General features: G+C 38.6%; 19 protein-coding genes. 7 read left to right on the plus strand and 12 right to left on the minus strand.

Features of this window, described 5'->3' with window-relative positions; all coding sequences use genetic code 11:
• Positions 1–80 precede the first annotated feature (80 nt).
• Positions 81–1,403: an aspartate kinase gene (locus GQO80_RS06915; protein ID WP_157207605.1), complete on the minus strand. Its 1,323-nt coding sequence runs from the start codon at positions 1,401–1,403 to the stop codon at positions 81–83.
• A gap of 234 nt (positions 1,404–1,637) precedes the next feature.
• Between GQO80_RS06915 and GQO80_RS06920 the strand changes: the two genes are divergently transcribed.
• On the plus strand, positions 1,638–2,294 hold the full coding sequence (locus tag GQO80_RS06920) for a hypothetical protein (protein ID WP_157207606.1): 657 nt from the start codon (positions 1,638–1,640) through the stop codon (positions 2,292–2,294).
• A 45-nt stretch (positions 2,295–2,339) separates the two neighbouring features.
• Here GQO80_RS06920 and GQO80_RS06925 read toward each other — a convergent pair whose 3' ends face one another.
• The gene (locus GQO80_RS06925; protein ID WP_157207607.1) at positions 2,340–2,636 is read right to left on the minus strand and encodes a thioredoxin family protein; all 297 of its coding nucleotides are present in this window, start codon (positions 2,634–2,636) and stop codon (positions 2,340–2,342) included.
• Positions 2,637–2,766: 130 nt separating this feature from the next.
• A complete protein-coding gene (locus GQO80_RS06930; RefSeq protein WP_157207608.1) occupies positions 2,767–4,002 on the minus strand; it encodes a metallophosphoesterase in 1,236 nt (411 codons plus the stop codon).
• Positions 4,003–4,177: 175 nt separating this feature from the next.
• Here GQO80_RS06930 and polA point away from each other — a divergent pair, with 175 nt between their 5' ends.
• On the plus strand, positions 4,178–7,051 hold the full coding sequence (gene polA / locus GQO80_RS06935) for a DNA polymerase I (RefSeq protein WP_157207609.1): 2,874 nt from the start codon (positions 4,178–4,180) through the stop codon (positions 7,049–7,051).
• Between the two features lie 270 nt (positions 7,052–7,321).
• Complete coding sequence (locus GQO80_RS06940) at positions 7,322–7,687, plus strand: endonuclease domain-containing protein (protein ID WP_157207610.1); 366 nt, start codon at positions 7,322–7,324, stop codon at positions 7,685–7,687.
• Positions 7,688–8,266: 579 nt separating this feature from the next.
• On the opposite strand, the gene GQO80_RS06945 is transcribed toward GQO80_RS06940, so the two are convergent.
• The 8 genes from GQO80_RS06945 to GQO80_RS06975 all read right to left on the minus strand — a co-directional run bounded on the left by GQO80_RS06945 (position 8,267) and on the right by GQO80_RS06975 (position 16,714).
• Positions 8,267–9,202 carry a 2-hydroxyacid dehydrogenase gene (locus GQO80_RS06945; RefSeq protein ID WP_157207611.1) on the minus strand — a complete coding sequence of 312 codons (936 nt, stop codon included), beginning with the start codon at positions 9,200–9,202 and terminating at the stop codon, positions 8,267–8,269.
• A 159-nt stretch (positions 9,203–9,361) separates the two neighbouring features.
• On the minus strand, positions 9,362–10,735 hold the full coding sequence (mgtE, locus tag GQO80_RS06950; protein WP_157207612.1) for a magnesium transporter: 1,374 nt from the start codon (positions 10,733–10,735) through the stop codon (positions 9,362–9,364).
• A 10-nt stretch (positions 10,736–10,745) separates the two neighbouring features.
• Positions 10,746–11,531: a 16S rRNA (adenine(1518)-N(6)/adenine(1519)-N(6))-dimethyltransferase RsmA gene (gene rsmA / locus GQO80_RS06955; protein ID WP_157207656.1), complete on the minus strand. Its 786-nt coding sequence runs from the start codon at positions 11,529–11,531 to the stop codon at positions 10,746–10,748.
• Between the two features lie 224 nt (positions 11,532–11,755).
• Positions 11,756–12,082 (minus strand): DUF4286 family protein, encoded by a 327-nt coding sequence (locus GQO80_RS06960; protein WP_157207613.1) that lies wholly within the window; start codon positions 12,080–12,082, stop codon positions 11,756–11,758.
• A gap of 35 nt (positions 12,083–12,117) precedes the next feature.
• A complete protein-coding gene (locus GQO80_RS06965) occupies positions 12,118–13,893 on the minus strand; it encodes a tetratricopeptide repeat protein (RefSeq protein WP_157207614.1) in 1,776 nt (591 codons plus the stop codon).
• 167 nt (positions 13,894–14,060) lie between these two features.
• Positions 14,061–14,183 (minus strand): hypothetical protein, encoded by a 123-nt coding sequence (locus GQO80_RS15915; protein ID WP_262885560.1) that lies wholly within the window; start codon positions 14,181–14,183, stop codon positions 14,061–14,063.
• 254 nt (positions 14,184–14,437) lie between these two features.
• Positions 14,438–15,709, minus strand: coding sequence for a serine--tRNA ligase (gene serS, locus GQO80_RS06970; protein WP_157207615.1), 1,272 nt, complete (start codon positions 15,707–15,709; stop codon positions 14,438–14,440).
• 72 nt (positions 15,710–15,781) lie between these two features.
• Positions 15,782–16,714 (minus strand): bifunctional riboflavin kinase/FAD synthetase, encoded by a 933-nt coding sequence (locus GQO80_RS06975; RefSeq protein WP_157207616.1) that lies wholly within the window; start codon positions 16,712–16,714, stop codon positions 15,782–15,784.
• A gap of 230 nt (positions 16,715–16,944) precedes the next feature.
• On the opposite strand from GQO80_RS06975, the gene GQO80_RS06980 reads away from it, so the two are divergent.
• Entirely contained in the window at positions 16,945–19,641 is a 2,697-nt protein-coding gene (locus tag GQO80_RS06980) for a T9SS type A sorting domain-containing protein (RefSeq protein ID WP_157207617.1), read from the plus strand.
• Positions 19,642–19,669: 28 nt separating this feature from the next.
• Here GQO80_RS06980 and GQO80_RS06985 read toward each other — a convergent pair whose 3' ends face one another.
• On the minus strand, positions 19,670–20,401 hold the full coding sequence (locus GQO80_RS06985) for a metallophosphoesterase family protein (RefSeq protein ID WP_157207618.1): 732 nt from the start codon (positions 20,399–20,401) through the stop codon (positions 19,670–19,672).
• A gap of 162 nt (positions 20,402–20,563) precedes the next feature.
• Between GQO80_RS06985 and GQO80_RS06990 the strand changes: the two genes are divergently transcribed.
• The 3 genes from GQO80_RS06990 (at position 20,564) to GQO80_RS07000 (ending at position 24,133) form a co-directional block, all read left to right on the plus strand.
• Entirely contained in the window at positions 20,564–21,862 is a 1,299-nt protein-coding gene (locus GQO80_RS06990) for an NAD(P)/FAD-dependent oxidoreductase (protein ID WP_157207619.1), read from the plus strand.
• 56 nt (positions 21,863–21,918) lie between these two features.
• Positions 21,919–22,479 (plus strand): transposase, encoded by a 561-nt coding sequence (locus GQO80_RS06995; protein ID WP_157207620.1) that lies wholly within the window; start codon positions 21,919–21,921, stop codon positions 22,477–22,479.
• A gap of 61 nt (positions 22,480–22,540) precedes the next feature.
• Complete coding sequence (locus tag GQO80_RS07000) at positions 22,541–24,133, plus strand: 4Fe-4S binding protein (RefSeq protein WP_157207621.1); 1,593 nt, start codon at positions 22,541–22,543, stop codon at positions 24,131–24,133.
• Positions 24,134–24,201: the final 68 nt, after the last annotated feature.

Raw genomic sequence — 24,201 nt, forward strand, 5'->3', positions numbered from 1 at the left:
GTTTTAAAATATAATTTGAGCATAAAAAAGAGCCGCTAAATTAACGGCTCTCCATGCTTTCAAAACTAAAATATTGTAGTTTACAGAGTGACTAATTCAAATAAATAATCGTTTAGTTTTTGCAGCGTATTGATTTTATTTTTGGTATCGACCAATAACGAAATGTTGTTATTGCTTCCACCGTAGGAAATCATCCTAATTTTTACATCCTGTAATATTTGGAACAACTTGTAGGTTTCTTGATGGTTCACCACCGAGTGCCCAACTAAGCAAATAATGCTTTGGTTTTTATCTACTTCAATGGTGGCGAATTTTTCAAGTTCGGCTAAAATTTTATCCAAATTTTTATCATCGTCAATGGTTAGCGACACGGCAACTTCCGAAGTGGTAATCATATCGATGGCCGTTTCATAAACTTCAAATATTTCAAACACCTTTCTTAAAAAACCGTGGGCCTGCAACATTCGGCCCGATTTTATTTTAATGGCCGTAATGCCATCTTTAGCCGCCATGGCCTTAACGCCCGTTTCAGAATGGTCGTTGTTAATTAAGGTGCCGTAAGCCTCGGGATTCATGGTGTTTTTCAATCGTACCGGTATGTTAAGCGACCTCACTGGCGTTACGGTTTGCGGATGCAGGATCTTTGCCCCAAAATAGGCCAATTCTGCAGCTTCATCAAAGGAAAGGTTTGAAATGGGCCTCGTGTTTTCAACATAACGCGGATCGTTGTTGTGCATGCCATCTATATCGGTCCAAATTTGCACTTCTTCAGCATGTATGGCAGCACCAATAATGGTTGCGGTAAAATCGCTTCCACCACGTTGCAAATTTGATATTTTCCCTTTGTCGTCCAAACAAATAAAGCCTTGCGTGATGTAAATCTCAGCATCTTCGGCCTTATCAAATGTGCTTTTAAAATGTGCTTTTATATAGTTTAAGTCTGGGTCTTTATGTTCATCAATTCGCATAAATTCCAGTGCAGGCAATAAGGAAGCCTTTACACCTTCTTGATTCAAATAACTAGTTACCATATAGGTTGAAAGCAGTTCGCCCTGTGCCACTATTTCATTTTCCAATTGAACGGAATAGGGCTTGTTGATACTTTCAACCAAAACATTGAAAATACCCGAAACATAGGTTTTAACCTCTTTGTTTAAAACAGCATGCGATAAAAGGTTATCAATTACAACAACATACGTGTCGTGCAGCTTATTTACTTTTTCAATGGCTTCAACAAACTCTTTATTTGCAATATGGTTGGATATTGCCACTAATTGATTGGTGGTTCCAGACATGGCCGAGAGCACCACTACCTTTTTTTCGCCATCGTTAATAATTGTTTTTACGTTCGCTATATTTTCAACCGACCCCACGGAAGTGCCTCCAAACTTTAATACTTTCATGTATGTAATTAATTTATTTTTAACAATATAATCGTGATAATTAATGCGCTAAACTATAACTCCTTTCACTAAAAAAGATATTTATTAAAAAATATACCTATTTTTGCACATATTGTTAAATAGTTAACACGTGCTTTAGGTTGAAATTTTTATTGATAAAATAAAATAGGCTGAATGTTGCCGAACCTGCTCGTGGTGCAAAAAACAAATTCTTTAGAAATAATAAATTTACACATGAAAACCGTATCAAACTGTGTTGAAGACATTTTAATTACACAACCCTATTTGGAAGAAGCACTTTCCAGGAACATTATAAACTTTAGTGCTTTGGCCATCGAGCTAACCGAACCCATTAGCAACATGTTGAAAAAGGAGGTAAAACCAGGTGCTATTATGATGGCTTTAAGGCGATACAATCCGCCGCCAGCGCTAACCAATTCGGTGAAAATGAAAAAATTTATGCAGAATCTTGGCGATATTACCGTACGCTCGAACCTAACCGATTTTACCATTAAAAATTCGGAAACCATTATAGACAACCATGCTAAAATTTTAGACAGAATCAATCAAGAATCTAAATTGTTTTACACCTTTACTCGCGGTATCCATGAAAGCAACATTATTATTTCCAGCAGTTTAAATGAATTCATTAAAGAGAATTTAAAAAATGAAAGCTTTCTTGCCATTCAAGATGGTTTATCGGCCATAAGTGTTAACCTGCCGCAGGACAATTCGAAAATAGCGGGTTTATACTATCAGTTTTTTAAGCGATTGGCTTGGGAAGGCATCGTGCTTTACGAAGTAATATCTACCACGAACGAGTTTACTATTTTGGTAGAAGATGAATTTGTTGACAAGGCCTTTACCGCCATAAAAAAGGTAAAAGCTTAAAAATTGATGGTGATTTTAAGAATAAAAAGAGAACACTACAAGAACTTAAACATATTGCTGAATGATCCCAATAAGTGTATTGGCATCTTGTTCGCCGCTTTGGCGCCATTTCATTTCGCCATCTTTATAGATAATTAAAGTAGGCAACGCTTTAACCCGCAACGCTTCGGCAAGCTCTTGGTTTTTTTCAACATCAATTTTAATCACTTTGGCCTTATCGCCAAGTGCAGCGGCAACATCCCTTAGCACGACATGCATCGCAGTTGATTGGTCGTTCCATTCGGTAAAAAAATCTAACAGAACCGGAATTTCAACATCAATAAGTTCCCCAAATTTTGACATATTTTAGTGTTTATTAGTCAAATGTACTTATACAAACCTAAGCAATTTTTTGAAAATAGCAATATTTGCCGTATTTATAATGTATTACAATAAAAATAAGCAATTTATTTAACATATAAGCATAAAAAAATTAAACGGTAGCTTTCCCTTTTTTTAGCTCAATTACGGTTATTTCTGGCCAGATGCCAACACGTCCTGGAAAAGCCAAATATCCAAAACCGCGGTTTACATTAATATATTCGCCCATAACGTTATAAATGCCTGCCCAATATCTATAACGCCATTTTATGGGGCTCCATTTAATCCATCCGGGTATTTCGATGCCAAATTGCATGCCATGGGTATGGCCACTTAAGGTTAAATGATAGTGATAATCGTCCTTCAAAACTTGCTTTTCCCAATGCGTTGGGTCGTGGCTCATGAGTATTTTAAAATCGTTTTTTTCTATTTTTGAAGCAGCCAATTTTAAATCGCCTGCTTGTTTAAAGCCGCCAATGCCCCAGTTTTCAACACCAATTAAGGCGATGCGCTCGCCGTTTTTTTCAATAAACCGACTTTCGTTTAAAAGTAAATCGAAACCTAATTTTTTCTCAAGAGCCTTTAAACTTTCTAGGTTTTGGTGCTTTGCTTCCTCCGATTCCCAAGTAACATAATCGCCATAATCATGATTTCCTAAAATGGAAAATTTACCATCTTTAGCCTTCAATTTATCGAAAATGTGCATATAGGGGAGTAATTCTTCGGCTTTATTGTTTACCATATCGCCCGTAAAAAGAATCACATCGCTTTGTTGTTCGTTTATTAAATTAATGGCGTACGAAACCTTTTCTACATCATCAAAACTTCCAGAATGTATGTCGCTTATCTGTGTAATCCTATAACCATCAAAGGCAGCGGGCAAATCTTCAAAATGAAGCGTGTAGTTAAGCACTTTAAAATTGTATCTCCCTTTGTATATCCCATAAATAACAGACGCCAACGGAATGGCTGCAATACCCAATGCTATTTGGCTAATAAACTGCCTGCGCGACGGCAAATAGGGCCCTTTAGCGGCAGAACCTTCTGTTATATATCGGTACAATGCCAATGGCAGCCTAAATACATCTTCAGCAAGCATGCCTACCACCAACACCAATTTTGGAACCAACAGAGCGATAAAAAACCCCGCAGCGTAAGCATTGGCATGCGTAAAGCCTTTACTCCTATCAAAACCATAATAGTTATTTATAAAATTGCCAATAACCAATACCGTAATAAGCCAGTACACTAAAAAAAGCCAATTGTTTTTTGTTACCGTTTTAAAGGCTTGAAAGGCATAAATATCAATAATGGCAAAAATGAACAGGAATACAATCCAACGCAACATAAAATTTCAAATTAGCTTGTAAAGTTACTCATTTTGACTTCCTATTTTCTTATGGAACTGTTAAAGGTTTTCATTGAAGTTTCGCCATGAAGCTAAAGATTTCATCAAAGGTAAGTTGTAGCCTTTAAATCAAAAATAGTTTTTGTAGTTTTGGGATTCTATCAAAACACATACGATGCCTGAACAAAAACGTCTATTTTTAGTTGATGCCTATGCCCTTATTTTCCGTGGGTACTATGCCTTTATAAAAAACCCCAGAATCAATTCAAAAGGGCTGGATACCTCGGCCATCATGGGGTTTATGAATTCCCTTTTGGACGTTATAAAACGCGAGCGCCCCGACCATTTAGCGGTTTGTTTTGATAAAGGCGGCAGTACCGACCGCGTAGAAATGTTTGAAGCCTACAAAGCCAACCGAGACGCCACACCCGAAGCCATAAAAATTGCCATTCCGTATATACAGGATATTTTAAAAGCCATGCACATACCCATTATGGTTAAGGATGGTTATGAAGCTGATGATGTAATTGGAACACTTTCCAAACAAGCCGAAAAAGAAGGCTATAAAACCTTTATGGTAACGCCCGATAAGGATTTTGCCCAATTGGTTTCTGAAAATATTTTTATGTACCGTCCTGTTTTTGGCGGCGGTTACGAAACTTGGGGCATCCCCGAGGTGAAAGCAAAATTTGAAGTAGAAAACCCCTTGCAGGTTATTGATTTTTTAGGAATGATGGGCGATTCATCCGACAACATCCCTGGGTTGCCCGGTGTTGGTGAAAAAACAGCGAAAAAGCTTTTAGCTGAATATGGCAGTATGGAAAACCTGTTGGCAAACACCCACGAGCTAAAGGGCAAAATGAGAGAAAACATTGAGGCCAATAAAGAACTTGGCATCCTATCAAAAAAACTGGCTACCATCATGTTGGATGTTCCGGTTGTTTTTCATGCAAAAGATTTTGAACTGGACCAACCCGACCTACCTAAAGTTACCGAAATTTTCATGGAGCTGGAATTCAGGCAATTGCTCGCTAATTTTGAAAAAACGTTTTCTGTGGAAGTTGAAACTCCTTCCTCAACAAATCACACCGAAAACGCTTCATCCGAAGGTGCTAAAACTCCCGCTGCGGGAAAAACTTCCGAAGCACAAAAGGGGCATGCCGGAGCTGGACAGTTCTCATTGTTTGGAGCTGATATAACTTCCGCGGAAGCGCCAACAGAGCACACATTTTTACGAAAAACAGCCGATACCACATCGCACTTTTACCAAAGTGTCGCTTCGGGCATGGCAACGACCCTGTTCGTTAAAAATTTAATGAAGCAAAACAGCGTATGCTTTGATACCGAAACCACCAGTATAAACCCTTTAACGGCCCAATTGGTTGGCATTGCCTTTTCATGGGAAGCCGGCAAAGGTTTCTATTTGCCATTTCCTGAAAACCAAGATGAGGCCCAAAAACTTATTGAACAATTACGCCCATTTTTTGAAAATGAAGCCATTGAAAAAATTGGCCAGAACTTAAAATACGATATTAAAGTATTGGCAAAATATAACATACAGGTTACGGGCAAATTGTTCGATACCATGTTGGCGCATTACTTAATTAACCCCGATATGCGCCATAATATGGACGTATTGGCTGAAACGTACTTGAATTATTCGCCCATTTCAATTGAACAACTTATTGGCAAAAAAGGCAAAAACCAACAAACCATGCGCGATGTACCGTTGGAAGCACAAACCGAATACGCCGTTGAGGATGCCGATATTACCCTGCAACTTAAACAACATTTTGAAAAAGAACTAGGCGAGGCCAATACCCAAAAACTGTTTGACGATATTGAAATTCCGTTACTTCGCGTGTTGGCCGCCATGGAACTGGAAGGAATAAATTTGGATGAAAAATTCTTAAACTCATTATCCGGCCAACTTGAAAGCGACATAAAAGCTTTAGAAACAAGAATTTATGCTGAAGCTGGAGAAACTTTCAATATTGCATCGCCAAAACAGTTGGGCGACATATTATTTGATAAGCTGAAGTTGATTGACAAACCAAAAAAAACCAAAACCGGACAGTACGCCACGGGCGAGGAAATTTTGAGCTACTTGGCAAAAGACCATGCCATTATCCAGCATATTTTAGATTACAGAGGGCTATCAAAATTAAAAAGCACCTATGTTGATGCGCTACCAACACAAGTAGAACCCTCAACCGGAAGAGTCCATACAGATTACATGCAAACCGTTGCCGCTACGGGGCGTTTAAGCAGCAATAACCCCAATTTGCAAAACATCCCTATCCGTACCGAACGCGGGCGCCAAGTACGAAAAGCATTTATACCTCGAAACGAAGATTATGTGCTGTTGGCTGCCGATTATTCACAAATAGAACTTCGTATCATTGCGGCCTTAAGTGAAGAAGAGAACATGATAAACGCCTTTAAAAATGGTGAAGACATTCATGCATCAACCGCATCAAAAGTCTTTAATGTGCCTCTTGAAAAGGTTACGCGCGAACAACGAAGCAATGCCAAAACAGTAAATTTCGGAATTATATATGGCGTTTCAGCATTCGGATTAAGCAATCAAACCGATTTATCGCGAAGTGAATCTAAAGAATTGATAGACACCTATTATGCCACCTATCCTAAACTCCGAAATTACATCAACGAACAAATTGGTTTTGCGCGCGAAAACGGCTATGTACAAACGGTTTTGGGGCGTCGCAGGTATTTAAACGATATTAATTCCAGAAACGCCGTAGTACGCGGTGCTGCCGAACGCAATGCTGTAAACGCGCCCATTCAGGGAAGTGCTGCTGATATAATTAAAATTGCCATGATTCGCATTTATGAAAAACTGCAATCGGGAAACTTTAAATCAAAAATGCTTTTGCAAGTACATGACGAACTTGTTTTTGATGTTTACAAACCCGAACTGGAAACTATTAAAATACTTGTTAAGACCGAAATGGAAAAAGCATATACACTAGAGGTACCTTTGGTGGTTGATTTAGGCGTTGGCAATGATTGGCTGGAGGCGCATTAAAGAACCTGCAATTAGAAAACCCCCCTCAAGCCCCTTCGAGGGGACAAACCAAACAATGATGTTTTTGCGAAAGTATTGAAAATAAATAATGTCAATTACCCAAAGCACAGTAACCAAACGTGAACAAATATCCCCTTGAGGGGACAATCCAAACAATGAAGCTTTTTGCGAAAGTATTGAAAATAAATAATGTCAATTACCCAAAGCACAGTAACCAAACGTGAACAAATATCCCCTTGAGGGGATTATAGGGGTGTAAAGCAACACTTTATGAGAAACAAAATAATACCATACAATCCCGAACTTAAATTGTTGGCTCGCCAGTTACGAAAAAACAGTTCACTGCCCGAAGTGTTGTTATGGCAAAACATAAAACAACGTGCTTATGGTGTGCAGTTTCATAGACAAGTACCCATGCTTCATTACATTGTGGATTTTTATTGCCATGAAATCGGTCTAGCCATTGAAATTGATGGTGCAAGCCATGACCATAGTGTTTTGTACGATGCCAAAAGACAGGGGGAATTGGAAGCTTATGGCGTGAAGTTTTTGCGGTTTTCTAATGAAGATGTTAAGAAAAATATGTTCAGTGTTTTATTGGTTGTTGATGAAACGGTTAAGGAATTACTTAAATAAAATATAGTGTAAACACCCCTAAAGTCCCCTCGAGGGGACAAACCAAACAATGAACCTTTTGCGAAAGTATTGAACTTTAAATCTCAAAACAGTTTCGGTTACTTAAAACACAGTAACCAAACGTGAACAAAACAGTTCAATCCTTTCATATCAAGAAAACACCCCTCAAGTCCCCTCAAGGGGACAACCCAACAATGTAGTTTTTGTGAAAGTATTGAACTTTAACTCTCAAAACCGCTTCGGTTACTTAAAACACAGTAACCAAACGTGAACAAATATTCCCTAGAGGGGACAATCCAAACAATGAAGCTTTTTGCGAAAGTATTGAACTTTAACTCTCAAAACCGCTTCGGTTACTTAAAACACAGTTACCAAATGTGAACAAAACAATTCAATCATTTTATATCAAGAAAGCACCCCTCAAGTATCCTCAAGGAGGGCAACCCAAACAATGAAGCTTTTTGCGAAAGTATTAAAAATAAATAATGTCAATTACCCAAAGCACAGTAACCAAACGTGAACAAATATCCCCTTGAGGGGATTATAGGGGTGTTCAAAAAAACATAACACTCACTAAACTCACGTAAAACTTTTTTTTATTTTATCGACAATCGTTTGTGCCAATTTTTCTTTGCTTTCCATAGTCCAACCTGCAATGTGCGGGGTTAACAACACATTCTCAGCCTGTATTAAGTATTGAAATGCTGGGGGCATGGTGGTAGTAAACATATCTTCAAACGAAGCTTTTTCATATTCTAAAACATCTAAACCAGCACCTAAAATTTTACCGGATTTTAATGCCGTAACCAAATCTTGGGTTACTACGCTTTTTCCGCGAGCGGTGTTTATTAACCAAAATGGCTTTTTAAATTGGTTTATAAATTCTGTATGTACCATATTCAGCGTTAATGGTGTTTGTGGCGTGTGCAAGCTTACTACCTCTACCCGATCCTGAAATTCTTTTAATGATACTTGCTTTGCATTTTCATCGGCTACATTTTTTTTAATATCATAACACAGCACCTCAACGTTAAAACCACGCAGTTTTTTTGCAAATGCTTTACCCATGTTGCCGTAACCGATTATGCCCACCGTTCGTCCATCCAATTCAATACCTCGATTGGCTTCGCGCAACCATTTGCCTGTTCTTACTTCATTATCGGCTTTATTAAGTTTGTTGAATAAGGAAAGTAGCATGCCCAAAGCATGTTCGCCCACCGCATTACGGTTACCTTCGGGCGCTGCGATTAATAGGATGCCCTGTTTTTCGGCATAATCGCAGTCAATGTTTTCAAGTCCAGCACCAACACGCCCAATAAATTTAAGGTTTTTTGCAGCATCCAGAAATTGTTTATCGATGGTAAACCGGCTTCGTAAAATGATGCCTTGGTAATCGTGTATTTTTGCTTCGATGGCTTCTTTTGATGAGGTATAATCTTCATGGTTGGTAAAGCCCAAATCGTTGAGTTGATTTATAAGAAGTTGATGATTGATATCTAGGTGAAGTATTTTCATTTGATAAGGCACTTGGGTTGCGTTGATTTGTGAGCTATCTTAATTGTTAACAGATTACAAATTTACTAAGTTTTGCGTTAGCGATTGTAGTGGAAATCCTTTTGCTTTTGCAAAAGATTGCAACGGAAAGCGCGACCCAAAGGGTAACGCCCAAATTATTTAAAACCCTAAAATTAATTTTGCAATAACAAAGTAAAGCAAAATACCAAAAATATCGTTGCTTGTGGTTATAAAAGGCCCTGTGGCCACTGCGGGATCGATACCACGCTTGTCCAAAAATATAGGGATGAACGTGCCTATTAAAGCGGCTATGATGATAACCGTGATTAGCGCGATGCCTATGGTGGCAGATACCAAATAGGGCGTATGGAAGAAAAAGTGGCTTATTACAAGTACTACCAATGCTATGGCGATGCCGTTTACCAAACCGAGTATAAATTCCTTGAACAGCCGTTTTAGGATTTCGCCCTTTATGGTGTCGTTTGCCAGACCTTGCACTACAATTGCGGAGGATTGTACACCCACGTTTCCGGCGGTGGCCTGTATTAATGGCACAAAACTTAACAGTATTTTGTAATTGTTTAAAACCGATTGAAAATTGGTGATGATGGTGGCGGCGCCAATACCTCCAAACATACCTATTAAAAGCCAGGGCAAACGGGCTTTGGTGAGTACCCAAATGCTATCGTCGGCCTCTACATCGCTGGTGATACCTGCGGCTAGTTGGTAGTCTTTTTCGGCCTCTTCCTTCATCACGTCCACAATGTCGTCGATGGTAATGCGGCCCAGGAGTTTCTGGTTGTTGTCCACTACCGGAATGGCCTCCAAGTCGTATTTCTGCATGATTTTTACAACATCTTCGGCGTCGTCGTGCACATTCACGCTATCTACATTGGAAATATAAATATCGGCTATTTTTTGGTCGCTTTTGGCAACAATTAGGTCTTTTAGCGATAAACGCCCTACGAGTTTATCTTTTTTATCGACCACGTATATGGAATGTACCCGTGTTACCTCTTTGGCTTGCCCACGAATGCGCCTTAGGCACCCGGCAACCGTCCAGGTGTCGTAAACCTTAACCAACTCTTTGGCCATAAGCCCTCCCGCAGTATCTTCGTGGTAGGCAAGCAGTTCCTTTATTTCGGCTTTATGGTCTTCATCCTCAATATGAGAGATAACCTCTAGTTGGCGTTCTTCGGGCAGTTCTGAAATGATGTCGGCAGCATCATCGGTATCCAATTCGCCAATTTCATCGGCAATTTCTTTGGAAGAAAGGTTTTTTAATACTTTTTCCCGACTGTCTTCATCAAGTTCCATGATGATATCGGCCGTGGTATCAGAATCTAAAAGTTTGATGACGTACATGGCGTCATCTAAGTTCAGTTCGTCTAAAATTTCAGCAATATCGGCGTAATGGAACTCCATTAAAAGTTTGTGGAGTGCCTTATCTTCCTTTAATTCAATATGGCGCTCTACCCGATTTATTAACTCATCGGTCAACTCAAATTGTATGTTATCTAATTCTTCAGCCAAAACGCGTTATTTAGATATCCGTTTCAATGCATTGTGTAAGCTGAATAAACTGCTGCACGGTTAATTGCTCCGGACGGTTGTCAAAGATACTATCTTCTCTTAAACTATCGGTTAAATTCATTGATTTTAAACTGTTGCGAAGCGTTTTTCTTCGCTGTTGAAATGCTGTTTTTACAACCTTAAAGAATAAAGCTTCGTTGCATGGAAGCGTGCCGTTGGTTTTTCGGGTAAGCCGCAATACGCCCGAATCGACTTTTGGTGGCGGATTGAATACGTTGGGTGGTACCGTAAAAAGATATTCGGCATCATAAAACGCTTGGGTTAGTACCGACAAGATGCCATATACTTTACTGCCTTCCTTAGAGCAAATACGCTGTGCCACTTCCTTTTGGAACATGCCCGAAAACTCGGGAATTTGGTCGCGCATTTCCAATACCTTAAAAACGATTTGTGTTGATATATTATAGGGAAAATTACCAATAATGGCAAAAGGTTCGCCCTTAAAAACCCGGTTTAAATCATATCTTAAAAAATCTTCCTCAATAATTCTGGAAGCCAGATTTAAGTAGTTGGCCTGTAAATAGGCTACCGATTCATTGTCGATTTCAATAACGTGGGTGGTTATTGGTTTTTGAAGCAAATACTTTGTAAGCACGCCCATGCCCGGACCAATTTCCAAAACAGTTTTATAGCCCTTTAAAGTAAGGGTATTGGCAATTTGTTGGGCAATAGCTTCGTTTTTTAAGAAGTGTTGCCCCAAATGTTTTTTTGCCTTAACTTGGTTTTGGTTTGGGATATTTGCCACAGTTGCACGTTTTTGGGGTTTGAATGCCTAATAAAGTGCGAAGATACTAATTTTGGGGCGCAAAGTCGCAAAGGTGTAAAGCTGAAAAAAGGCTTCTGTTGTAGAGAGATGCAGAATTTGCTCTTTATTGTAACCAGAAAAGGTATTATGGCAGATTTTGATAACTATTCTGGCTTATCTGCAAAAAAATTCAATTGCCTAAAGCCTAGTGCCCATTAATTAAACGCAACCGAATATTCATCAATAATATCAAGCTCCGTTCTAAAGGAAAGCACTTTATCGGCAAATTTTTTGTTCACCTCGGCTCTCAATCGGGGCGCATTGTTTTGATAGTATGCTTCCAAGGCTTCACGCGAATTGACCCGGTATTGCACCGAATAGGTTACGGTTCCAACCTCGTCCTCAATCAACACTTTGGTTAAGGTGGCTTTTTCAAATTTTCCGGTTGAAAGCACTTGCGGTATATGCTCGGTGGTCATCCACTTTAGCCATTCTTCATGAACACTTTCATCTACATTCGAGGTTACATTGTATATCAGCATTGGTTTTTGGTAATTTGTTTCTATATGTTTAACTATCAATTAATTGCATCGCCACGCAATGCGCGATAGTGTTTTCGGGCATCGACAAAGTAGATGCTATCGGCATGGTTAAAAATAATTTTTTCGTAAAATACTTTCGCTTTTTCTGGTTGGTTCAAGGTGTTTTCATACAACTGTGCCAATTTAAAATAGGCATCATCAATTAAAATTCCTGCACTATAATTAGCAATAAGGGTTTCATAATTTGTTTCGGCTTTTTCAAATTTTGATAATTCGGTATATAACTGTGCCTGTTTAAATAGTGCCTGTGCTACGATAGGCTCGGTTTTGTGCTCTGCCATTATTTTATCCAATAATAAAATGGCGGCCTCTTTTTTGTTTTGAAACGCCAGTAAATCTGCCTTAGCGTATAATTTCAAGGCCGTTTGAAGCGAATCTTCATCTTTAAAATCTGAAATAACAAGTTTTAAATCCAGCGCATCATTGGCTATTAGCTGTGAGGTTGAAGCCTTTAATATTTTAAGTTGCGATTCGGCCCATTTAAAATCGCCTTTATAATAACTTGCCTGTGCCACTTTATAACGAGCCTGTTGTGAAATGGTACTGTTTTTTAAGGTACGCTGAATTTGTGTAAAGTAAATTAAAGCTTCATTAAATTTTTCCTGCAATACCAAAATGTCGCCCAGTTCTAGTTTTACCTCGGCCTGTTGCAATTCGGTAAGTGGCAATTCCAAGGTTTTTTCCAAAAACGTGGTTGCTTTTATGGCATCGTTCATATAAAAAGCCAAAAAATGCGCATACGCAATCTGGATTTTTAAGGTTGACGCAAACAGTCCGAATTTTTTAAACAATTCTTGATACCTGCTTTCAATTTGCTGGTAATTTTCCGGTGACGTTTGTTTGGTTTCAAGCTGAAGCAAGTTGTAATGGGCCTCTAAAAGTGTTTCGGTGTCTTGGGCGGTTTGGGTTATGAAGGTGAAAATTTCCTTGGCCATTTCCACATCGTTTTCATTGAAGGCCGTAAGCGCCAATTCACCAATACGGTCCAAACTTTCGGGTTGCCTGTTGTAAATGGCCTTTTCTTGAAGAAATGCTTTTTTATAATCTTTTTGTTGCACAAATAGCCAACTTAACAGTTCGTTCCAAATTAAACTGGGGCTTTCCTGGGCTTTTTTAAGTAAGATTTTCCTAAATAAAATATTGTTTTCCTGCATGCCGTCTTCGCTAATAAAATCGGTAATGGCACGCTGTATATTGCTTAGGGCAATGGGGTTGGCTTCGGCAAAATCGATATAGCTTACGAACATTTTTTCTATGTTACCCTGTTCGCCATACAATTGGGCCAGTTGTAGGTTGAAATTATAATCGGGGTTAAGCGCTGCCGCTTTTTCATAGGCTACGATGGCTTCGTTTAAAAGCGCATGACTTTGAAAACTTCTAACAATGGCAAACACGTTGCTAGGGTTTTCATCAATTTTTTCCAACGCTTTAGTATAATTGGCGTTGGCATTTTGCATATCGTTCTTTAGTTGGTAATTAAAGCCTAACTCAACAATAAACGCTGGGTAATTAACACGTTGCATGAGTGTTTTTAAAAACGATTCCGCTTCATTGTACTGCTCCAGTTGTTGATAGGTACTTACTATTTGGAAAATATAATTAATGTTGGAGGGCGATTGTGCATACAGTTTTTTATACTCATGAAGCGCCTTTTCAAAATCACCACTTTTAAAATAGTCGCGTGCAAATGTATCATCTTGCGCATACATTTGAAAACTAAAAAAAAGGCATAAAAAGTAAAGGAATTTCATGTTGTAAATATAACAATTAGCATGAGCAGCTACTGCTAAGATAGTGATAAAAAAATACCCGAATTAAAATTCGGGCATAAACCAACCAAAATAAAAGTTCTATTAACTGACGCTAATTTAAAAAACGATGACTACTGATTGGGGACAATCTTAAAAAAAACAAACCCCTATTTGCTTGCAAGGGCCGTTGTTTTGCTTTCGGATTTAGATATATCGAAATCTGAAAACAACACCTTACTTGCACAAAAAATTAAAGCAATTAAAATAACCAAGCGTTTGATATTTTTCATGTTAGTTGATTTTAATGATTTGGTGCCCCTAACTTCTAAAATAAATTTTTAATAGCCAAAGAATTCAATACCAAATCGTTAAATAACGTTTTAATTTTACACTTTATCGATTATTTTAAGTTAAATAAACCAAAAAGTAAGATTTTTATTAATTTTTTATTTATTAAAACTTTAGTTTATCCCAACAAAAAAACACCCATTTACATGTTTTCTTTACATGCTAAATGGGTGCTGTATGTGTAAAAAACAATGATTTAATCAATCATTTTAAATCCTGTATAGGGTTGTAAAACCTCTGGAATTTCGATACCATCTTCAGTTTGGTAGTTTTCCAAAATGCCAGCCAAAACACGGGGCAATGCCAAAGAACTGCCGTTTAAGGTATGTGCCAGTTCATTTTTACCGTCGCTATTTTTAAAACGCAATTTTAAACGGTTTGCCTGAAAGGTTTCAAAATTTGACACCGATGAAATTTCCAGCCATCGGTCTTGTGCGGTCGAGAAAACCTCAAAATCGTAAGTTAATGCGGAGGTAAAACCTAAATCGCCTCCACAAAGTCTTAAAATTCTATATGGTAATTTTAATTCTTGAAGGATGGTTTTTACGTGTTCAACCATCCCATCCAACGCTTCATACGATTTACTGGGGTGTTCAACTCGTAAAATTTCAACTTTATCAAATTGGTGCAAGCGGTTCAAGCCCCTTACATGTGCGCCATAGCTTCCTGCTTCGCGACGAAAACAGGGTGTGTAGCCCGTAATACCTATTGGCAAGTCGCTTTCATTCAAAACCACATCCCTAAAAATGTTGGTTCCAGGCACTTCTGCGGTTGGGATTAGGTATAAATTATCTTCGGTTACATGGTACATTTGGCCTTCCTTATCAGGCAATTGCCCGGTACCAAAACCAGAGGCTTCGTTTACTAAATGTGGCAATTGGTATTCGGTGTAACCTGCGGCGGTGTTCTTATCTAAAAAATAAGCGATTAAGGCACGTTGTAATCGGGCGCCTTTTCCTTTGTAAACAGGGAAACCAGCCCCTGTAATCTTGTTGCCCAGTTCAAAATCGATGATGTCGTATTTTTTTGCCAATTCCCAATGTGGCAAAGCCCCTTCGTGCAACACGGGGATAGCGCCTTCTTTGTAAACCTCTAAATTATCGGTTTCCGAATTTCCGTTAGGCACAAGCGCATTTGGAACATTCGGAATTTTATAAAGCAACTGGTTCAAGGCCTCAGCTTTGGCGTTTAACGCATCGTTTAGCTCTTTTGAAGTATCTTTCAGCACAACCGTTCTCTCTTTTAAAACATTGGCCTTTTGTGTTTCGCCCGATTTGTATAAATGGCCAATTTCCTTTGAAAGCGCGTTCGATTCGGCCAAGGTGTTATCCAATTCTGTTTGGATGCGACGACGGTCTTCATCAAGCGAAATAACGTCGTTTATCATTTGTGTAGCATCGATATTGCGTTTTGCCAATCGGGTTATTACCAAATCTTTATGTTCTCTAATAAAAGGGACTTGTAACATGTTTTGAAAATTTAAGCGACAAATTTAATGAATTGCGACTATAATTTAACTTCTTTTGAAAGTAAAATCAATTTAATTAAAATGTGATTTTATATAGTGAAGTGAGGTTTCCTTATCCACTAACAATTGGGCTTTTAAAGCTTCGACCGATTCAAATTTTTGTTCATCGCGAAGGCGGTGCAATAGGTTTATTTGAATGGCTTTATTATAAATATTTTGGTTGAAGTTAAAAAAATGCACTTCAATGGTTTCGTGGTTGCCGGCAACGGTTGGGTTGAAGCCAATATTCATCATACCATAAACCAATTGCTTGTTTATAAGCGCATTAACTATATAGGCACCGTGTTTAGGAATTAATTTATAAGCTTCAGGTATTTGGATATTGGCGGTAGGATAATCAATTTGTCTTCCTAAAGCTTTTCCTTTTACCACTTTGCCCGTAAGCATAAACGGATAGCCCAAATAGGCGTTGGCTTTAGCGATTTCGCCATTTTCCAACGCTTTTCTGATTTTTGTGGAACTTACGGCCACATCATTTATATCTTGTGCCGAAATTTCTTCAACTTCAAACCCAAATTGCGCGCCAAATTTTTTTAAATCGTTAATATCGGCGTTCCTGTTTCTTCCAAAACGGTGGTCGTAACCAATAATGACTTTCTTCGCATTTAATTTTTCAACCAAAATAGTCCTTACGAAATCTTCAGCCGAAAGGCGCGAAAAGGTTTTACTGAATTTTTTTATTACTAAATAATCCAGCCCTAAATCGTTTAAAATCACAGCACGCTCTTTTATGGTATTGATTAATTTGATGTTTGCATCTTTTTGCAAGACCATGCGCGGGTGCGGGAAAAATGTAAGTATTACCGATTTTAAACTGCTATCGTTGGCCGTATGTATTAAACGCTTGATTATTTTTTGGTGTCCTATATGCACGCCGTCAAACGTACCAATGGTAACAACGGTAGGACAATTGGGTATTGAATTGGCAAGGTTTGTAATTTTCAAAAGGTGCAATTTTATGGCAAAATTAACTATTATGAAACTAATTTATAGCGACAACCCCTTATTTTTTGATGCGCTTATAAAACATGGCGTTCAGGAGATAATTTTGCAAGCTTGAAGCTTATGTATGGCACATAAAACCTTGCTACTTTTAGAAGTATCAAAAAAAAATATTGGTATTTATAAATTATCAACTATTTTAGTTCCTGTAAAAAACTAATGAGCCACCCAAAATGAAACCAACCTACTTAAATCTGACCCTTTTATTTTTGCTTTTTTTGCTTGTTCCCGTACATCTTTTTGCGCAGAACAACCAGCAATTATGGTCTAAGACCACAAAAGAACAGTCGGAAATCGGGAAACAGGTTTTACGAAAAACCGACCCCAACAATGCCTTGTTTTTTAAATTGAACGTTGATAAACTTAAATCCAGTTTGGAATCTGCGTCCATAAAAACCAATACCATTAGCTTTCCAAAAGCTGATGGTTCATTTGAAGCGTTTGAGGTGAGCGAAACACCCATTTTAGAACCCCAGTTTCAAGCAAAACATCCCGAAATCCGTACTTATACCGGCAAAAGCATAGACGATCCAGGGTCGGTGATATATTTCAGCATCACACCACAAGGGGTTCATGGCATGACACTTTCCACTAAAAACGAAACGCAATTTATAGACCCTTATACCACAAGCACCAATTCGTATGTGGTTTATAATAAACAAGAGTTGCCCCGACTAGATGGTTTTTTTAATTGCTTAACCCCCGAAAATTATACCGAAGCCAAAAGCAGCAATTCAAAAGCAGCTTTAAATGCTAGTGATGGCAAGTTAAGAACCTTTCGGTTGGCATTAGCAAGCACAGTAGAATATGCAACCTTCCAAATAAATGCAGCAGGCAAAAGCGGTGCAAGCGATGCCGAAAAAAAAGCGGCTGTTTTAGCGGCCATGGTAGTTACCATGAATAGGGTAAACGGTATTTTTAAAAGAGAACTTTCGCTTCAAATGCAACTTATAGATAATAACGCCATTATTTTTTTAGCTGAAAATGATGGCTTTACCAATAATGATGCCGATGCACTGATAGACGAAAGCCAAACGGTTATTGATGCTGCCATAGGATCTGCGAATTATGATATTGGGCACACCTTTAGCACAGGTGGCGGTGGTTTGGCAGAATTGGAATCGCCATGCGTTACAGGGGTTAAAGCAAAAGGCATTACAGGCTCTTCCTTTCCTGTTGGCGACGCTTATGATGTTGATTTTGTGGCACATGAAATGGGCCATCAATTTGGCGCGCCCCATACCTTTAATGGCAATGCCGATAATTGCGGAGGTGGCAATAGAACCGCCGATAATGCCTACGAACCCGGAAGCGGTTCCACCATTATGGCCTATGCGGGCATTTGTGCACCTCAGAATGTACAATCGGCTAGCGATGCATATTTTCATCAAAAAAGCCTACAAATGATTTGGGACAATATAACTTCTGGCTTCAGTACTTGCGCCAATGCTTCAGCCATTTTAACGGGCAATACCGCACCAACAGCCGAAGCGGGTGCGTCGTACAACATTCCTAAATCTACACCCTACAAACTTACAGGCTCGTCAACCGATGCCGATGGAACAGGCACCCACACCTATACCTGGGAACAGTATGACCTAACATCAACTTCTGGCTTGCCCCTTGAGAACAATGTTGATGGGCCATTAGTTCGTTCTTTTGAAGGCACAAGCAACCCTACAAGATACATTCCTAAATTGGCAGATTTGTTAATTACAAACGGCTCTACCACTTGGGAGAAGCTACCCTCGGTAAGCAGAAGCCTCAATTTCAAGTTAACGGTTAGGGACAACGATAGTAGAGGCGGCCAAACAGCCACCGATGCTATGAGCATTACCGTAGATGGCAGCAAAGGCCCTTTTGTAGTAACCTCACAAAATACCACGGGAATAAGTTGGCCCGTGGGCAGTACACAAACCATTACATGGGACGTTGCGGGAACTGCTTCCAGCCCAATTAATACGGCAAATGTGAACATTTTACTGTCCACCGATGGCGGATTAACCTATCCAAACACATTGGCATCAGGCGTGCCCAACAATGGCTCGTACACCCTAACGGTGCCAAATATCCCAGCGCCACAGTGCAGGCTCATGGTTGAAGCAGCCAACAACATCTATTTCGCCCTAAACCAAAAAGATTTTTCCATAGGCACCTTTACCACAACCTGTACCCCATACACATCGGTTTCCAATTTGAATTTGAATATCCCAGATGGTCCAGCGGGAGCAACCTTGACCAACATAATCAACATACCCGATTCTAAAATAATCAATCACATCAAGGTTGGCGTAAATATTACACATAGTTATATTCAGGATCTAACCATTCGTTTAAGGCATCCAAACGGTACTACATTCACGACTCTTTGGGATGAAAACTGTTTTGATGAAAATGATATAAACGTTGTTTTTAAAGATGGTGAACCCAGCATTGTTTGTGCTTCACCAACTTCAGGAACCTATTCGCCTGCATTTCCCTTAAATGTTTTTTCTGGGCTTAATGCTTCTGGAAATTGGACTTTGGAAGTGAAGGACGGTGAAAATGGCGATGTGGGCATATTAAACGATTGGTATGTTGAAGTTTGCGAAACCACTTTGGGCACTACCACTTATGAGGCGTTTTCAAACCTAAAAGTCTATCCAAACCCAAACAATGGCAAATTTATGGTTGCGTTGAGCGATGCTTCAAACAACGACATCACCTTAGAACTTTTTGATATTAGTGGCCGAAGTATTTACAAAAAAACACATCCCAACACAGGCCATTTTCATCAAGAAATACAATTGGGCCATTTACAATCGGGCCTGTACCTATTGAATATTAGCAATGGCGAAAAAAAATCGACCAAAAAAATAGTGGTAGAATAAAGACCCCATTTTTGGGTTTTTTGGAATTTCATTCATTGTTCCGCCCTTTTTCATCGGGATATAAATTTCTTAAAATGTCACTTTGGAAAAAGGCCTTAGTATCCACATTTAAGGCAGTTAACCTTCCGTTAAACGCAGCACCCGTATCAACGTTCCAAACGTTTATGGCGCACATGGGTTGCTCTTTGCCGTAATTGGTGGTTGGGGTATGCCCAAGATATATTTCCTTATAATGTTTTAATCTGTTTGGATAAAAACACGACGACTCATCCAGATTACTGTCCATGGTCAAGGCCATTTCCCATAAGGTTCTATCAAAAAGAAAACTATCTGTGAACACTTCTTTTTCAACACCGTGCATCGATGTAAAACCGGCATGGATGAACAACCTGTTTTTTTCATCAATATGATAAAGGGGCATCGTTTCAAAAAACCTGAGATGGATTTTCTTAATCGCATCTGTAAAACCATCATAGCTCGCTATGGTTTCCTTGCCACCGTGCATATACCAAACCCTATCAACATGCCCCGTTCTTAACCAATCCTCGCACCAAGCATCATGGTTTCCTTTTATAAAAATGCTGTTTATTTTTTTTGAAATGGTTAAAAGAAGGTCGATAACCTGTGCCGACTCACTCCATCCGTCCACATAATCGCCCACAAAAATCAATGTGTCGGTTTCTTTAATTTCCAACGTATTCAATAATTGAACAAGCGCTTTCAAGCCGCCATGAATATCGCCAATTACAAAAGTTCGCATGCTTTAATTTTTTTGCAAAACTAATCATTCCATCTATAATTCTTAAAATGAATCGAACGATTGCCAAAAATCGGCTTATAATGTGTATTTTTAAACAAATTAACAGGAATTTTTTAAGGTTTTGCGCTTAACCCCGACCTATAAAAACCCACAAATAAATGTATGGAGCATATTGTTATTATTGGCAACGGCATTTCTGGCGTTACGGCGGCACGACATATACGGAAGCTTTCCAATAAAAAAATTACGATTATTTCTGCTGAAAGCGATTATTTTTTTTCAAGAACCGCCTTAATGTACGTGTACATGGGCCACCTAAAGTTTGAGCACACCCAACCTTATGAAAATTGGTTTTGGCAAAAAAACAACATCCACCTTAAAAAAGGTTTTGTAAAAACGGTTGAAACCAATACCAAAACGCTTCATTTTGAAACGGGCGAAACCCTTACATACAACAAACTTATAATTGCTACGGGAAGCAAACCCAATAAATTTGGATGGCCTGGGCAAGATTTAAAAGGTGTAATGGGCATGTACCATAAACAAGATCTGGAAAATTTAGAACACCATGCGCCCAATAACACGGTTTGCAAACGCGCCGTTATTGTAGGCGGTGGTTTAATTGGCATTGAATTGGCCGAAATGCTAAACTCCAGAAACATACCCGTTACGTTTTTGGTTAGGGAATCGAGTTTTTGGAACAACGTACTGCCCGAAGCTGAAAGCCAAATGCTTAACAAGCATATAAAAAACCACCATATCGACTTGCGACTAGCTAGCAATTTAAAAGAAATAAAATCGGATGAAAATGGCAACGTAAAATCGATTATTATTGAAGAAACTGGCGAAGAAATTGCATGTAATGTAGTTGGTTTAACCGCAGGCGTATCGCCGAATATCGATTTTTTAAAAAATTCCAATATTGAAATTGGTAAAGGGGTTAAAGTGAACCGGTTTTTAGAAACGAACGTTCCTGATGTTTATGCCATTGGCGATTGTGCCGAACAACTTGAAGCGGCTAACCAACGCAAACCCATTGAAGCCGTTTGGTACACCGGCCGCATGATGGGCGAAACCGTGGCGCAAACCATTTGCGGTAAAAAAATGGCATACCAACCGGGGCATTGGTTTAACTCGGCTAAATTTTTTGATATCGAATACCAAACCTATGGGTGGGTGTTTCCAAAACCAAGAGAAAATGAAGCGCATTTTCATTGGAAACATGAAGATGACACTAAATGCATGACCGTTTGTTTTGATAAAAATACGAATAAATTTTTAGGCATCAATACCTTCGGAATAAGACTGCGACACACTATTTTCGATACATGGCTCACCGAAAAAAGGGATGTCGATTATGTAATGAATCATTTATATGAAGCTAATTTCGACCCAGAATTTTATAAGCGTTTTGAAAAAGATATTCTGAGCGCATATTCTAATGAATTAAAATTAGCTTAATCCACACCTCACAGGTTTTAAAAACCTGTGAGGTGTTTAAAAAGCAATAAATACAAATGAAATACGAACCATTAATAGAAGATTCTTACTATCATATTTATAATTGTGGCAACAATAAAGAGAACTTATTTATTGATGACGAAAACTATTCTTATTTTCTAAAATTGATAAAAAAGCATCTCCTGGATACTTGTGATATTCTATCATATTGTTTGTTAAAAAATCATTTTCACCTACTAATAAAAACAAAACCACACGTAGAGAGCAAAATAATTTCTCAGTCGTTTTCAAATCTATTTAACGCGTATTCAAAAGCCATAAACAAAAAATATGGAAGAAGTGGCAGTTTGTTTAAAGATCGGTTTTCAAGAATTAAAATTGATAATGAAGATTATTTGAAGTCTTTAGTGATTTACATTCACACCAACCCTGTACATCATAATTTTACCGATAATTTCAGAACATATAAGTATTCGTCATTTATGGCATTCATTTCAGATAGACCAACCCTATTACAACGCGTTTTTGTGATTAGATTATTTGAGGATAAAGAGAATTTCATATTTGTACACAACAATAAACAAATAAATATTTTAGAAAACTTACTGTTAGAATAAAAAACAGATTAGACCTCACAGGTTTTTAAAACCTGTGAGGTGTGGAACGAAAATAACCCAAATGAAAAATAAAAGCATGTCGTTAGCAAAACCAGAAGCAAACAATTTATCTACCAAACAAAAAGTGGCGGTTGCATTGGGCATAATGGGCTTACTTATTTTGGTTTTGGCTGTTTTCAACACCAATTTCCCAAATAAAACGGTTTTCTTATCACTTTCATTAGGATTGATGTTTACTGGAACCATCCTTTTTTCAAATGCTATCTATCTTCAAAAAACAAAAGGCATAAAAAATGATGGCGTTTGGTTTAAATCCCTCTCATCGCGCGGTATTTTGGCTTGGGCAACGGGTGTTTTAATAACTGGTTTTTATATAGTACTTTATTTTTATCCGCAGTATTTAGGGCTTTCTTCAAATGGTGCATCCAATACGGGGTTAATTTCATTATTCGACCCATTAAGCTATCTTTTAAACGGAAACCCTGCAAGCCAATGGTTTGTTTATGGCACACTTTACACGGTAGCTATTTTAGTGTTTGGCTACAAATTCATGCTAAAATATCGACACAATCGGTATCAACAATTACGAACCGTATCCGTAATGTTTTTTCAATTGGGGTTTGCCTATTTGATTCCCGAATTTATGTCGCGCCTTAATGAAAGTCCGAATTACAATTTACCCTATTACGACCTAAAAAGCATGTGGCCCTTAAACTATTATCTGTTTGATAGTTGGTCGGTAAATGGCTTGCTGTCTTCTGGAAATCTGGGGTTTGCAATGCTTCTTTTCGGAATAATTTCAATATTTGTTATTTCACCCATTCTAACTTTCAAATACGGAAAACGTTGGTATTGTTCATGGGTTTGTGGCTGTGGTGCCTTAGCAGAAACCGCGGGCGATTCGTTTAGGCAACTTAGCAGTAAAAAACTGGCCGCTTGGAAACTGGAACGCTGGCTAATACATACCGTTTTGGCGTTTTCGGTAGTGATGACAACCGCAATTATTTATACTTATTTAGGTAACGATGCTACAAAATATTGGTTAACCCGACCTACTTTTTTATTGGGCGTTGGTGTGTTGCTAACCTTGGTGTTTGCAGCAGTTATGCTGTTTAAAAGAAAAGAACTTGCCAAAGACGCGCGCTATGGCGCCATTGGTTATTTTGTGGTTATCGCTTCTCTTATCATCATGCATTACACAGGAACAACCGATGAGGTTTTCTTAGTAAAATCGAGTGCATTGCGTACTGCTTATGGCTTTTATATCGGCGCCATCTTTTCCGGGGTCATTGGTACGGGTTTTTATCCCATTTTGGGCAATCGTGTTTGGTGCCGTTTTGGTTGCCCCATGGCTGCGGTTCTTGGGTTCCAGCAGCGGTTGTTTTCAAAATTCAGGATTACAACCAATGGTGGCCAATGCATTTCCTGCGGCAATTGTTCAACCTATTGCGAAATGGGCATAGACGTGCGTGCTTATGCACAAAAAGGCGAAAACATAGTACGCTCCAGTTGTGTGGGCTGCGGTATTTGTGCCGCCGTTTGCCCAAGAGGCGTGCTAAAACTGGAAAACGATTCGCTAAAAGGACGCATCAACCCAACAGAAATACTGTTAGGAAACGACCCAAATCTGATCGATTTATTGAATAAAAAGTAATTCAACAAAACCATAAAATTTTGTTAAAAAATTCAATAAAAGTATTGTACTTTTGCGTATTAAAAGTT

It is taken from the genome of Mariniflexile maritimum (assembly GCF_009746565.1).
In the GTDB taxonomy this organism is placed as follows: Bacteria; Bacteroidota; Bacteroidia; order Flavobacteriales; family Flavobacteriaceae; genus Mariniflexile; species Mariniflexile maritimum.

What these genes read in the sequence shown, in the direction of transcription:
- GQO80_RS06915 (WP_157207605.1), bottom strand. Translation starts at nt 1,403, where the DNA reads ATGAAAGTATTAAAGTTTGGAGGCACTTCCGTGGGGTCGGTTGAAAAT.
- GQO80_RS06920 (WP_157207606.1), top strand. Translation starts at nt 1,638, where the DNA reads ATGAAAACCGTATCAAACTGTGTTGAAGACATTTTAATTACACAACCC.
- GQO80_RS06925 (WP_157207607.1), bottom strand. Translation starts at nt 2,636, where the DNA reads ATGTCAAAATTTGGGGAACTTATTGATGTTGAAATTCCGGTTCTGTTA.
- GQO80_RS06930 (WP_157207608.1), bottom strand. Translation starts at nt 4,002, where the DNA reads ATGTTGCGTTGGATTGTATTCCTGTTCATTTTTGCCATTATTGATATT.
- polA (WP_157207609.1), top strand. Translation starts at nt 4,178, where the DNA reads ATGCCTGAACAAAAACGTCTATTTTTAGTTGATGCCTATGCCCTTATT.
- GQO80_RS06940 (WP_157207610.1), top strand. Translation starts at nt 7,322, where the DNA reads ATGAGAAACAAAATAATACCATACAATCCCGAACTTAAATTGTTGGCT.
- GQO80_RS06945 (WP_157207611.1), bottom strand. Translation starts at nt 9,202, where the DNA reads ATGAAAATACTTCACCTAGATATCAATCATCAACTTCTTATAAATCAA.
- GQO80_RS06960 (WP_157207613.1), bottom strand. Translation starts at nt 12,082, where the DNA reads ATGCTGATATACAATGTAACCTCGAATGTAGATGAAAGTGTTCATGAA.
- GQO80_RS06965 (WP_157207614.1), bottom strand. Translation starts at nt 13,893, where the DNA reads ATGAAATTCCTTTACTTTTTATGCCTTTTTTTTAGTTTTCAAATGTAT.
- GQO80_RS15915 (WP_262885560.1), bottom strand. Translation starts at nt 14,183, where the DNA reads ATGAAAAATATCAAACGCTTGGTTATTTTAATTGCTTTAATTTTTTGT.
- serS (WP_157207615.1), bottom strand. Translation starts at nt 15,709, where the DNA reads ATGTTACAAGTCCCTTTTATTAGAGAACATAAAGATTTGGTAATAACC.
- GQO80_RS06980 (WP_157207617.1), top strand. Translation starts at nt 16,945, where the DNA reads ATGAAACCAACCTACTTAAATCTGACCCTTTTATTTTTGCTTTTTTTG.
- GQO80_RS06985 (WP_157207618.1), bottom strand. Translation starts at nt 20,401, where the DNA reads ATGCGAACTTTTGTAATTGGCGATATTCATGGCGGCTTGAAAGCGCTT.
- GQO80_RS06990 (WP_157207619.1), top strand. Translation starts at nt 20,564, where the DNA reads ATGGAGCATATTGTTATTATTGGCAACGGCATTTCTGGCGTTACGGCG.
- GQO80_RS06995 (WP_157207620.1), top strand. Translation starts at nt 21,919, where the DNA reads ATGAAATACGAACCATTAATAGAAGATTCTTACTATCATATTTATAAT.
- GQO80_RS07000 (WP_157207621.1), top strand. Translation starts at nt 22,541, where the DNA reads ATGAAAAATAAAAGCATGTCGTTAGCAAAACCAGAAGCAAACAATTTA.